The organism is Paraburkholderia strydomiana (genome assembly GCF_046030495.1).
Taxonomy (GTDB): Bacteria; Pseudomonadota; Gammaproteobacteria; order Burkholderiales; family Burkholderiaceae; genus Paraburkholderia; species Paraburkholderia strydomiana_A.
The window spans coordinates 177,876-190,312 of sequence record NZ_JAQQCJ010000010.1 but is presented as its reverse complement, the minus strand read 5'-3'; the positions used below and the strand labels follow the sequence as shown (position 1 = coordinate 190,312).

Annotated in this window: 9 protein-coding genes and 2 pseudogenes; 8 read left to right on the top strand and 3 right to left on the bottom strand. The window is 61.7% G+C overall.

From position 1 onward, the window contains the following. Nucleotides 1-223 precede the first annotated feature (223 nt). A pseudogene (locus PQQ53_RS15755) lies at nucleotides 224-914 on the bottom strand (DMT family transporter); the annotation flags it as partial. Nucleotides 915-940: 26 nt separating this feature from the next. On the opposite strand from PQQ53_RS15755, the pseudogene PQQ53_RS15750 reads away from it, so the two are divergent. From PQQ53_RS15750 to PQQ53_RS15735, 4 genes and pseudogenes are all read left to right on the top strand, one after another. After that, a pseudogene (locus PQQ53_RS15750) lies at nucleotides 941-1,480 on the top strand (FCD domain-containing protein); the annotation flags it as partial. Nucleotides 1,481-2,279: 799 nt separating this feature from the next. After that, a complete protein-coding gene (locus PQQ53_RS15745) occupies nucleotides 2,280-3,272 on the top strand; it encodes a TRAP transporter substrate-binding protein (protein ID WP_408146028.1) in 993 nt (330 codons plus the stop codon). A gap of 171 nt (nucleotides 3,273-3,443) precedes the next feature. Further along, entirely contained in the window at nucleotides 3,444-3,761 is a 318-nt protein-coding gene (locus tag PQQ53_RS15740; protein ID WP_408324772.1) for an aldehyde dehydrogenase family protein, read from the top strand. A 182-nt stretch (nucleotides 3,762-3,943) separates the two neighbouring features. Continuing rightward, a complete protein-coding gene (locus PQQ53_RS15735; protein ID WP_408324770.1) occupies nucleotides 3,944-5,206 on the top strand; it encodes a multidrug effflux MFS transporter in 1,263 nt (420 codons plus the stop codon). A 74-nt stretch (nucleotides 5,207-5,280) separates the two neighbouring features. Here PQQ53_RS15735 and PQQ53_RS15730 read toward each other — a convergent pair whose 3' ends face one another. Together PQQ53_RS15730 and PQQ53_RS15725 are read right to left on the bottom strand one after the other, a co-directional pair. After that, complete coding sequence (locus PQQ53_RS15730) at nucleotides 5,281-5,742, bottom strand: enoyl-CoA hydratase/isomerase family protein (RefSeq protein WP_408324833.1); 462 nt, start codon at nucleotides 5,740-5,742, stop codon at nucleotides 5,281-5,283. 391 nt (nucleotides 5,743-6,133) lie between these two features. Further along, nucleotides 6,134-6,967: a class I SAM-dependent methyltransferase gene (locus PQQ53_RS15725; protein WP_408324831.1), complete on the bottom strand. Its 834-nt coding sequence runs from the start codon at nucleotides 6,965-6,967 to the stop codon at nucleotides 6,134-6,136. A 697-nt stretch (nucleotides 6,968-7,664) separates the two neighbouring features. Here PQQ53_RS15725 and PQQ53_RS15720 point away from each other — a divergent pair. The 4 genes from PQQ53_RS15720 (at nucleotide 7,665) to PQQ53_RS15705 (ending at nucleotide 12,278) form a co-directional block, all read left to right on the top strand. Beyond that, the gene (locus PQQ53_RS15720) at nucleotides 7,665-8,123 is read left to right on the top strand and encodes a (2Fe-2S)-binding protein (RefSeq protein ID WP_238812702.1); all 459 of its coding nucleotides are present in this window, start codon (nucleotides 7,665-7,667) and stop codon (nucleotides 8,121-8,123) included. Nucleotides 8,124-8,134: 11 nt separating this feature from the next. Next, nucleotides 8,135-9,139 carry an FAD binding domain-containing protein gene (locus PQQ53_RS15715; protein ID WP_408324768.1) on the top strand — a complete coding sequence of 335 codons (1,005 nt, stop codon included), beginning with the start codon at nucleotides 8,135-8,137 and terminating at the stop codon, nucleotides 9,137-9,139. A gap of 24 nt (nucleotides 9,140-9,163) precedes the next feature. Further along, nucleotides 9,164-11,401 carry a xanthine dehydrogenase family protein molybdopterin-binding subunit gene (locus PQQ53_RS15710; RefSeq protein ID WP_408324766.1) on the top strand — a complete coding sequence of 746 codons (2,238 nt, stop codon included), beginning with the start codon at nucleotides 9,164-9,166 and terminating at the stop codon, nucleotides 11,399-11,401. Nucleotides 11,402-11,474: 73 nt separating this feature from the next. Then, entirely contained in the window at nucleotides 11,475-12,278 is an 804-nt protein-coding gene (locus PQQ53_RS15705) for a hypothetical protein (RefSeq protein ID WP_408153610.1), read from the top strand. The last annotated feature ends 159 nt before the right edge of the window (nucleotides 12,279-12,437 follow it).

Below are 12,437 nucleotides of genomic sequence, written 5' to 3'. Positions count from 1 at the left end.
TGGCGAGCGTGCCATCAAAGACGCCGACAGTGCTGAAGCCGCCAAGCTCTGGCGCCTTGAGAAGAACGAGGACAGAAAAACGAGGACTTAAGCAGGTTGCCTTCGATCAACGCGCGGTATTCATTACTTGCGCACTGTCGAGTGCCTTTCCCCCGGATTTGAGTGACCGTTCTGAAGGACGATAGCAGGCCGCAACGGGTTGCGGCCTCGCGCAATCCTGTTATCAGCCGTGGCTTCGGCCGCACCCTTGAGCATCAGCCAAAGTGGCCGCCGGTTTCGAATAACGGGAACGCATTTGCGGCACACGCGTGACCAGCCATATTCCGCTGCAGACGAGAACGAGCGCCACGAGATTTTTCAACATCCATGATGTTCTCGTTCAGGCATATCGCCGATAACGCCGTGCCGAACACAGGCACCAGGAAATTGAAAACGGTGACTTTGCCGACCTGATTGTATTTGAGGAGCAAACTCCACAAAGTAAAAGCCACTGCGGAAAGGACTGCCAGATATCCCAGCAAGGTGGCCGATCCCGGCGTGAATTCGCGCAGCGTTGCGCCCGCGGCATAACCCATCGCTAACAGGACAATGCCGCCAAATCCTAATTGGTAGCCGGTCATGACCATGACGTCCATGCCCTGCGACACGCGTTTCCCGTAAATCGACGCGACGGAAAGAACAAAGGCGGCGATAACGATGAAGCCTTCGCCACGCAATGTAAATGCGAAGTCAAGCATGCCGCCGCTGAGATTGACGAGCGTTACGCCCGCGAATCCGAGCAGACACCCGGCAGCTTTGTGCGGCGAAATCTTATCGTTCCTGTAAATAAAATGGGCGAGCAACACGCTGAAGAAGGTTGTAGTCGAGTTCAATATCGAACCGCGGACGCCTGTCGTGTAGGCAAGCCCGATATAGATGTGCCAGTTGCGCACGCCGTGCTTCGCTGGAGCGCTCGGGCATCGTCGAGATCGTGCACGGTGAACGCGCGCGCGTGGTCGTGCCCACGGCGGACCGGCTCATCGGACAGATTGCCGGCGGCGCCATGCATCTGCTGCGCACGTATCCCGACATGCTGGAGCATCTGAAGCACGCGCGGCTCTTTCTGGAAACAGGCACCGCGCGCATGGCCGCCGAACGCGCGACCGAAGAAGATGTCGCGCGGCTGCAATTGAGCGTGGCCCAGCATCGTGCGTCGATGGTCAATCTCGAAGAGTTCATCGAACGCGATATGGCGTTTCATCGCGAGATCGCGAAGATCAGCGGCAATCCGATTTTTCCGTCGATCGTCGAATCGTTGTTTCGCTGGGCCGGCGAATACTATCGGCCGCTTGTCCGTGCGCCGGGTGCCGAGGAACTGACGCTTTCCGAGCACCAGCGTATCGTCGATGCAATCGCCAAACATGATGGCGACGAAGCATCGGAAGCCATGCGCGCACATCTGACTCGCGCCAACGAGTTGTATCGCACGTTGATCACGTAACGCTGCCTCAACGGGCCGAAGTCGCTCCGCTCGCCCGTTCATCGCAACCTGCCGGTGCGCTTTCGCGCATAGGTGGCTCTCACTATCACACCGCGCATTTCGCCGTGGTCAGTGAAGCGAGATCGTCCTGTACGGTCGTCATCGGGAACTGAGGCGAAGCGCGCAAAGCGCCTTGTCTGCTAATCGAACGTCGGCTGGATTTCGGCCTGTTGCGCAACACCGCGATATCGGCACGGATCGCGTCCTTCGTCGACTATCTGGCCGAAGCCGTGAAGGAAACGGAGTTCGCTCGCGCGCCGGTGGCACAATCGGGGTAATGGTCTTCCGTCTTCGGCAGTGTGAAATCAATGGTCAGCCCGCGACTCTTGCGGCTTCTCGTTTGCTGTTTATCCATTACTCTGCGCACGCGAATAAACGGGTTTGGCGAATTGCTTTATTTATCCGCATCTCCCTGAATTCGATGAAATTGCTCCCGTTCGACAGAGCACAGTCATCGTATGACATCGGCATCGCGGTGGGGCTCTGATTCCGCGGCAATTTCACTCTTTCCGCCTGCAGGCAACGGACATCGAGACGATAAACGATGACCCGTTCATGACGAATCGCGTTCTCTCAGCGGGTAAACACGGTCTGTACAAGTCAAACCGCGCTTTATAGAATTTGTAAGTTGTCGTACAACATATGTGCTTTTCAGAGACGCAACTGAACAAAACATCGCGATTTTTCCGCCGTGCGGCGTCTTCAAACCATGTCGTCGAATCCGCAATCCGTTGGCCGATCTATTTTAAGAAGTGTCATGATGAAAATGAAATTCGCCTCTTCCCGTTTCCCGATGATTATTGCGGCCTCTTTACTGGCATTCAGCGCCGGTTCGGCACAAGCGCGGGTCTTTCGCGTAGCGGACGTCCATGGCGACACCTATCCGACCAACATGGCCGTGAAGTACATGGGTGAGCAGATCAACAAGGCGACGGGCGGCAAGGATTCCGTGAAGGTCTTCGGCAACAGCGCGCTGGGTTCGGAAAACGACACGATCGATCAGGTGCGCATCGGCGCACTCGACATGACTCGCGCCAATGGTGCGGCGTTCAACGAGATCGTCCCCGAGTCGATGATTCCTTCGCTGCCGTTCCTGTTCCGCGACATCGATCATTTCCGCAAAGTGATGTACGGCCCGGAAGGCCAGAAGATTCTCGACGCCTTCAAGGCGAAGGGCATGATCGCGCTGACGTTCTATGAGAGCGGCGCACGTTCGATGTACGCCAAGCGCGCCATCCATTCGCCGGCTGATATGAAGGGCCTCAAGGTGCGCGTGCAGCCGTCCGATCTGATGGTCGACGAAATCCGCGCCATGGGCGGCACCCCCACGCCGATGCCGACCGCGGAGGTGTACACGGGCCTGAAGACGGGTCTGGTGGATGCCGCGGAAAACAACCTGCCGACTTATGAAGAGGGCAAGCACTTCGAGGTCGCTCAGGTCTATTCCGAAACCCAGCACTCGATGACGCCGGAAGTCCTCGTGTTCTCGAAGAAGGTCTGGGATACGTTGTCGCCGCAGGAACAGGACATCATCAAGAAGGCTGCGGCCGACTCGGTGCCTTACTACGTGAAGCTGTGGACCGCGCGCGAAGCCGACGCGGGCAAGCTGGTGACCAAGGGCGGGGCGACGATCGTCACCGCATCGCAGATCGACCGGCCGGCTTTCGTGAAGGCGATGCAGCCGGTGTGGGCGAAGTACGAAAAGACTCCGCAAATGAAGCAGCTCGCCGACGAAATCCAGGCAGTCAAGTAAGTTCAAAGGCGGCGTAGCGCAAGGCGGCGCGGTGGCGAAAGCCTTGCAGGAAGGTCTGCGGGCTTGCGCCGCCGCGCCGTTTGTTTGTCTGCACCTCTCACACGATCACAATCCGATCGAATCGAAATAACAGAAGTTCCAATTCGATATTGGACGCCAGGTCTCCTTCGTTTGAAGATTCCCTTCATCGGCGTGTCGCGCGAGTCGCGGCACGCATGCAGCCGGGCGTTTCATGACGGCTGGCGCAATACTCCGGGCGTGCTGCGCGCGGGGCTGATGCACAAGCTCGCGGCGTTGATCGAGGCGAATACCGATCGTCTGTCCACCATCGAGAGCACGGACAACGGCAAGATCGTGCGCGAGACGCGTCCGCAGATGCTGTGGGAACTGGTCAGGACGGCCATGGAAATCGCTGCGATTGCGACGCCATGTAGCGTGAGCCGTTCGGTGAATCACGCCAGCCTGTCAGGCGAGTCCTCGCCATCCTGAAGCGCGATGTGAGCGCGATATCAACCACCTCGCGCCATTGCGCATCCCACTCCCCCACCAGGGAAATCCCGCGTCTGCGCGTAACCACAGGCACAATAGCGGGCAATAACATCGCGCGCACGTCTGGTTCGGCTTTCGAACCGGCCTATGCCGCGCCACCGGCATTCCCCATTGATGCAGTCATGACCCACGATAACGCCCACCACGCCGGCACTTCCGCCCTGGCACCCAACTCGCCGCGCTTCCTGCTGATTCTGATTTGCCTGTTCGCTTCCGCCGGGCAGCTCGCGATCGATATCTACGTGCCTGCGCTGCCCGCCATGGCGCGTTTCTTCGCCACCTCGCCGCAGGCCATCCAGACGAGCGTGACTGGCTATATGGTCGCCTACGCGTTCGGCCAGCTGATCTTCGGACCGGTCGCCGATGCGTATGGCCGCAAGCCTGTGCTGGGGTTCGGGCTCGTCATCTACACGATCGGCTGCCTGCTCTCGCTGGTGGCGCCGAACCTGGAGATGTTTATCCTCGCACGCTGCCTGCAGGGCTTCGGCATCGCCACCACCAACCTGCTCGCGAAGGCGATCATCACCGATTCGTTCAAGGGTCAGGCGTTGATGCACGCATTCACCTACATGTCGATTGCGTGGGGGCTCGCGCCGATCGTGGCGCCGGTGATCGGCGCCCATCTGCAGACGTGGTTCGGCTGGCGAGCCTGCCTTGTCTTCCTGTTGATCTATTCGCTGGTGATGTGGGCGCTGTTGTGGCGCTATCGCGAAACATTGCCGCGGCCCGTGCATCTCGAACCGCGCACGCTGGTCACGAACGCGCGCAAGGTGCTCGCGAGTCCGGTGTTCCAGAGCTGCTTTCTTGCGCAGGGTCTGTGCTACAGCATCCTGCTGGTGTTCAATATCATCGGACCGTTCATGGTGCAGAACACACTGCACAAGCCGCCGACCTTCTTCGGCTACCTCGCGCTCGGCATCGGCATGATGTATTTTCTTGGCGGCCTGTCGAACCGCTTGCACGGTCCTCGTCTGCCGAGCGCGGAAGAGCGGCTGCGCATCGGTGCGCGCCTGATGGCCGCCGCTGCGGTGGCGATGCTCGTGCTTGCGCTCACGATCGGCCTGCGCGTGTGGACGCTCGCCACGCCTGTGCTCGTGATGGGCTTTTGCGCTGGCGCGATGTATCCGACGCTGATGGCCAAGGGCAACTCGCTGTTTCCGCACATCGCGGGGCTCACGAGCGCGATTCTCGGGTGCGCGCTGCTGCTCGTGTCGTCGGCGATGATGGGGCTGGCCGGCTTCGTGTCGGTGCAAATTCTGACGCCGCTCGCGGTGTTCTTCGTGATTCTCGCGGGCATCGTGGTTGTGATGGTGACCAAGCTGCTGCGTCATCTGGCGCTGGCGCAGCCTGTCGCGGTGGTGCGCGCGGGTGGCGGGGTGGTGTGAGCCTTCGGAGGGGCCAGGCGGCGCGTGTACGAGCCGTGTGATACGACTCTCTCCCGCGCCGCCAGTCGTCGAAATCAGCAGCCTTTATATGTCGGCTGGCGTCGTGCGGCAAAAGCGGCGACCCCTTCAGTCGCATCTTCAGTGAGCAATAGATTGCGTTGCAGTTCCGCTTCTTTGGCCAGACCTTGTTTCATTGAGACTTCGAAACTCGCAAGCAGCGCCTGCCGAGCGGATACCACCGCCAGGGGGCCATTTTTCACGATCCGCCCGGCGATGGCGAGTGCGGCGTTTTCGAGCTCCCGCCTGTCGACCAGATCAGTTACCAGCCCGCAGTTCAGCGCAAAATCGGCGCTGATCTCGTCGCCGGTCAAGATCATTTTCATCGCAATGCCAAGGCCGCCAATCTTGCCGAGTCGTTGCGTGCCCCCGCCGCCTGGCAGAATTCCCCACCTTGTTTCAGGCAACGCGAAGCGCGCGGCGCGCGTTGCGATACGGATGTCACAGGCGCGAGCGGGGGTTGGCTCACCAACGAACATCACTCGCTTACCCGTGTGAAAGGAAGCCACGACAGACAGACGGTGTCTCTTACGCCTTAAGAGCGTGTGCTCGTTTGGATAGACTGCTCCTGCTCTCCGCGGGGTTCTGTCTCATGAGTGCGAGAGCAAGCGGTCGTTAATCTCGTTGAACCGTTTGCACGCGCGAAAGCATGCGCAGGGAGAATGCTCATGACGTACATTGCGGGATAGAGGCTTGAACTAGCTACAGTCCGGCTCGCTGACATGCAGATCGGCGTGCCGACTCCGTCGCGCTCGCGCTCGCGGACGCGACGAAGTCAGCGAGCGCGGGTAAGCCGCATCCACGTAAGCAGGCCAAATTTCTTGCCGTAAGCCGACGTCGAGCAAGCAGCGGCTCCCCACCCGACTTCTCTCATGACCGCTCGATCACGATTTCGAGGTACTCGCTCGGCAGGACGAGCGTCGAGTCGCCCGACCGGTTGTGGCTACTGATCAATATCATCAGGTCGTCGAGAAGCGCGGTCTGCCGCTCACCGTCCAGTGCGGCAAAGGCCTTGTTCATCGGCCCGTAATATGTGCGGAACACTTCCATGAAGTGCGCCGGTGAATGGTAGCGAAACGAGAAATAGCGGCTAGTCGCGACGATCTGCCGGGCCTTTGCGCTAAATAGCGTATCCAGTCGCGCCTTCGTACCCCAGAGCGCCGGTGACACCACGCCCGTGGGCGGAGGCAGGTACTTGCCGATCGTCTTGAAGACCTGTCCGATGAAGCTCTCCGGCGTCCAGTTCGCGAGACCGATCTGGCCGCCACGCTTGCAGACTCGTGCGAGTTCGGCAGCTGCCTTCTCCTGGTCCGGGGTGAACATGACGCCGAACGTCGACATCACGACGTCGAACGAAGCATCTTCGTACGGCAGTGCCTCGGCGTCAGCCGTCTGAAACAGTACGGGCAGCCCTTCTGCTTGCGCCCGCGCACGCCCTGATTCCAGCAGCGAGGCGACATAGTCGGTGGAAGTGACGTCACACCAGCGGCGCGCGGCGGCAAGCGTCGCGTTGCCATTGCCTGCGGCGACGTCGAGCACGCGACTGCCGGCGCGCAAGTCGAGCGCTTCGCAAAGATTCTCGCCCACGATTTGCAGCGTGGTGCCGATGACGGCATAGTTGCCCGTCGACCATGTTGCCTGTTGCCGGACCTTGACGGCGGCGAAGTCTGCGACGGACGAGAGAGAGGAATCAACAGCGGACATGAATAACTCCTGAGAGGCAAAAGGCAGCGATACGGGAAGGCGTGGTTTTGCTGCCTGTTTTTGATGACGCCGCGAATTGCACTCCGAGCATGCCCGCGCGACGATCGGGCAAATCAAAAGCTGATCTGCGAAATGCGCGGGCTATCGGTAGCCGCAGTCTCCTTGTGGTGATGCCGGCACGTTCGGCGGTCCCTCGTGGTGGAGTTTCGTGAGTGCTAGTATCGGGATGCAAAGCGTACTGATGAATGACCAGGCGTCCAGATGTGTTGCGCAGGACGCCGAAATTGACCGGCGCTGTGGGGAGATTTTTTCGGACGTGCTTCGCCGCGTGACTGTGGGAGGGCGGTTATCTACACGCCGAATTCACTGCCCGTTGGGGCCAACCACCCGATTTCCCAGTTGCTGCGGCACACAACGCCCTTTAATTTTCGGCCCCTGCTCAGGCAGGCATTACGCTTGCTGCACTATCGCTTGCGCTCGCGGCACGCGACTTCGTCGCTCGGTCCCTGAACGCCCCACAATCCGCCATCGATCTATAACGGCCCCAATTTCCGCGTGTGTCGACCTCGAGAGACGCAGATTCCGGCCGCTCTTCCCACGAGGAGAAACCACGATGCAACAGACCGCTTCCAACACCGACACCCCGCAACAGAGCGCCGCGACCCGAACGAGTCGCCATGCTTCCGCGGACACGGCGATGCCCGTCGAACTGAACGTCAATGGCAACGTCTACAAGCTGTTGCTCGATCCGCGTACCACGCTGCTGGACGCGCTGCGCGAGCATCTGCACCTCACCGGCACCAAAAAGGGCTGCGATCACGGTCAGTGCGGCGCGTGCACCGTGCACGTGAACGGACGGCGTGTGAATGCGTGCCTGTCGCTGGCGGGCACTCACGCCGGCGACGAAATCGCGACCATCGAAGGTATCGGCCAGCCCGATGCGCTGCATCCGATGCAGGCCGCGTTTGTAGAATGCGACGGCTACCAGTGCGGCTACTGCACGTCGGGCCAGATCATGTCCGCAGTTGCCTTGCTCGATGAAGCGGTCGGGCCCGGCGACGCCGACGTGCGCGAAGCGATGAGCGGCAATCTGTGCCGCTGCGGCGCCTACCAGAACATCGTCGCGGCGATCCAGCGCGTGCGCGGCCAGTCCTGAGGAGCGCCATCATGGACATGTTCCAGTTATCACGCGCCAACGGTGTGTCTGACGCGATCGCCGCAGCCGCGGCCTCGGCGACGGCCCAGCAAGGCGCGCAAGTCCGGTTTCTCGCCGGCGGCACGACATTGCTCGATCTCATGAAGCTGAACGTCGAGCGGCCCACGCGTGTCATCGACATCAGCCGTCTGCCGCTAGATCGCATCGAAGCGCTGCCCGACGGCGGCGTGAAAATCGGTTCTACGGCGCGCAATGCGGACCTGGCGTTGCATCCGCTGATTCGCGAGTCTTACGCCGTGCTGTCGCAGGCGTTGCTTGCGGGCGCGTCGGCTCAGTTGCGAAACATGGCAACGACCGGCGGCAACCTGCTGCAACGCACGCGTTGCGTCTACTTTCGCGACACCGCGATGCCATGCAACAAGCGCGATCCGGGCTCGGGATGTCCCGCGATCCAGGGATTCAATCGGACGCTGGCGATTCTCGGCACCAGCGACGCGTGCATCGCCACGAACCCGTCGGACATGAATGTCGCGCTGACGGCGCTCGACGCGACCATTCATGTCGAAGGGACGAGCGGTGCGCGCAGCATCGCGATCGACGACTTCTTCCTGTTGCCCGGCGCAACGCCGCAGCGCGAGAACGTGCTCGACCCGGGAGACCTCATCACGCACGTGACACTGCCGCCTCTGCCAGTGGGTGCGCGTTCGGTTTACCTGAAGCTGCGCGATCGCGCGTCGTACGAATTCGCGTTGGCGTCGGCTGCGGTGGTCGTGACGCTCGACGGTGGACGCATCGCGCATGCACGCGTTGCGCTCGGCGGCGTCGGCACCAGGCCATGGCATGCGCTCGAAGCGGAGGCGGTGCTGAAAGGTGCGACGCCCGACACTGCAACCTTCCGCAAGGCCGCGGACGCCGCACTCGCGAACGCGAAGCCGCAAAGCCAGAACGGCTTCAAGGTCGAACTGGCGCGGCGCTGCATCGTCCACGCACTGAGCCAGGCTACGGCCACGCCCTGAACCGCCGATCGAGAGGAACGCACCATGACTACCTTGCCCGACTCCGTGCTGTCCGTGATCGGACGGCCCCATGCGCGCGTCGACGGCCCGCTGAAGGTCAGCGGCGGCGCAACCTATACATCCGATGTCGATCTGCCCGGCTTGCTGATTGCGGTGCCGGTGTGCAGCACGATCGCGAGCGGCCGGCTTACGTCGCTCGACATTGCGGGCGCCGAGGCGATGCCCGGCGTCCACGCGGTGCTGCATCGGGGCAATATCGGCCGCTTCTACCGGATCTCCGGCAATTCGATGGAGACCGGCTATGTCGACGAAGCGCGGCCGCCCTTCGAAGACGACGTCATTCGCTACTACGGGCAGTACATCGCGCTCGTGATTGCCGACACCTTCGAGGCCGCGAGCGCCGCAGCGGCGGCGATCGAAGCGAGCTACGAACTCACGCCGCACGACGTGCGCGATGAGCTCGAGCCCGACGGCAAACCCAAGGTCGAGAACGAGCGCGGCGATCCGGATTCCGCGTTCGACACGGCGGCAGCGAGCGTCGACGCAACTTACGCGACGCCGACCGAAACGCACAACCCGATCGAACTGCACGCGTCGATCGCACAGTGGGACGGCGAAAACTACACGTTCTACGAGACGACGCAGTCCATTTCGATCCACCTCGGCACGCTCTCGCAGATGCTCGGCGTGCCGAAGGAAAAGATCCGCGTGATCTCGCGTTACCTGGGATCAGGCTTCGGCGGAAAGCTGTGGGTGTGGCCGCACACGCTGCTGGCGGCCGCCGCGACGCGTCAGACCGGTCGCCCGGTGAAGCTGGTCGTGAGCCGCAAGATGATGTTCCAGAACGTCGGCCATCGTCCGGTCACGCAGCAGCGCGTGCGGCTCTCGGCCGAACGCGACGGCAAGCTCACGTCGTTGCGGCACGATTACGTCAATCACACCGCCATCGCCGACGAATACCAGGAAAGCTGCGGCGAAGTCACGCCGGTCATCTACAGCACGCCGAACCTGCGCGTGACCTCCGGCCTCGCGCGCCGTAACGTCGGCTCTCCCACGGCGATGCGTGGCCCCGGCGCCGTGCCTGGCCTGTACGCCATCGAATCGGCGATGAACGAACTGGCGCGCGAGTTGAATCTCGATCCTGTCGAGTTGAGGCTGCGCAACGAACCGCGTACCGACGAAAGCACTGGTTTGCCGTTCTCGTCGCGGCATCTCGTCGAGTGTTTGCGCACTGGCGCCGAGCGGTTCGGCTGGTCACGGCGCACGCCGGACGTCGGATCGATGCGGCGCGACGGCCTGACACTCGGCTGGGGCGTCGGCGCCTGTGTCTGGCCGGGCGTGCGCTTTTCCGCTGCGGCCAACGTCGATCTTCGAGAGGACGGCAGCGCCCGGGTGGTGTGCGGCACGCAGGACATCGGCACCGGCACGTACACGGTGCTCGCGCAACTGGTGGCGGAAGAGACCGGCATTCCACTCGAGCGCATCGAAGTCGGTCTCGGCGATTCGATGTTGCCACCGGGACCGGTTTCGGGCGGTAGCGCGGTGACGGCATCGGTGGTCCCGGCGGTGTTCGACGCGGTGCGTTCGGCGATCAAGCTGTTGCTCTCGCGTGCCGCGGCAGTCGACGGTTCGCCATTCAAAGGCGCGGCAGAAGATACGCTCGCGTTCAGCGCGGGACGTGTGCATCGGAAGGAAGATGCGCCGGAGCGCGGCGTGCCGTTCGTCCAGATTCTCGAAGCAGCGAAAATGCGCGCCGCGTCGGGAAGTGGCAGCGCCACGGGCGGCTTCGACGATCCGCTTAAAAAGCGCTTCTCCATTTATTCATACGGCGCGCATTTCGCCGAGGTCACGTGGCAGCCGGAGATCGCGCGGTTGTGCGTGAGCCGTGTCGTCACGGTGATCGATGGAGGACGCATCGTCAATCCGCACGCTGCGCGCAACCAGATCGAAGGCGCAGTCGTGATGGGCGTCGGGATGGCGCTGTTCGAGCACACGATGTACGACGCCCGGACGGGCGCACCGATCAACAGCAACCTGGCCGACTACATCATCGCGTCGAATGCGGATACGCCCGAACTCGACGTGACCTTTCTCGATCATCCGGACACGGTGTTCAATGAGCTTGGCGTGCGCGGCATCGCGGAAATCGGCCTTGCGGGGATCGCGGCCGCGATTACCGACGCCACGCATCATGCGACCGGTGTACGCGTGCGCAAGTTGCCGATCATGATCGAAGATCTGCTCGTGGCGGAAAGTACTTGAGGGCAGTGGATCATCCAGGTCTCCAGCGAACGATCGACGACCAGGAACTATACTGGGGCACCTGGAGGCTTCAATGACCGATCAAGACAAACTGCATCCGCTACGTCCGCTTCTGAAGAATTGGGTTTGGGAGCATGGCCACATCGGCACTCGCTATCTGGATTGCGTTGATGGTCAGATCAAGTTTGATGAAGGCAAGAAATCGCGGTTCGCGGCCGAGAAATATATCTACGTACCGCTTGATAAGGACGTTGCAGACGATGCATCCGTGGATGGTCCCGCGATCCAGGACGCGGGACTCGCGCGGTTTTTGCGGGCTGCGCAGTTGGGCAAGCCAGAGGAGGGCGGCTCGGTCGCGGAGGTTCAGCGCGCTGTGCAGGACTGCGTGGAACTCGGCCTGTTCAGCGCCTATCAATGGCAAGCTCGGGAAGCATTGGCCCGCTACACGCAGGAGCCCATGTTCGACGACGAAATCCGGGCGGCAGTGATTGACGACGTCCGGCGCATTTACTCCGGTATGCGGGACCAACTGGCGCTGTACGATTTCAGTGTGCTGTATGGGTTGTCCATGCCGCTGTTGATCAGCGATACGCCGTTCATCGACTGGCGAGTAGGTGTCAGTCCCGCGCTTCCGTTTGTATCGCTGCCACTGGGACCTTACTGCCTGCTGGTAGGCGCGCCGTCGGGCAGGAGTAGCCGAATCGGCCCGGTGGTGTGGAAGGCGGCCAGCGCAATGGGCCCGCTGAAGGACCACAATCGGCTTATCGCGGAGCACGCGCGTCTATGGCTCGTGGCGACCACGGATGACCAACTCGTCTCGGTACAAAGCCGCCTCGCTGTGACCACGGACTCGAAGCGAATCGAGGCGAAGCCTTAGCCGATACGCCCAGTGACAGCTGAGAGTACCCGGCGGTGGCCGCGCGCTTCGCCGCTTGGCACCACTTCACCGAACTCACCTGAAATCCGTCTGTCTTCCGAGCACGGTGCGTGTGACACATTCGTGAATTCAAATCGGCTCGATGCCTAATGAAGCGTT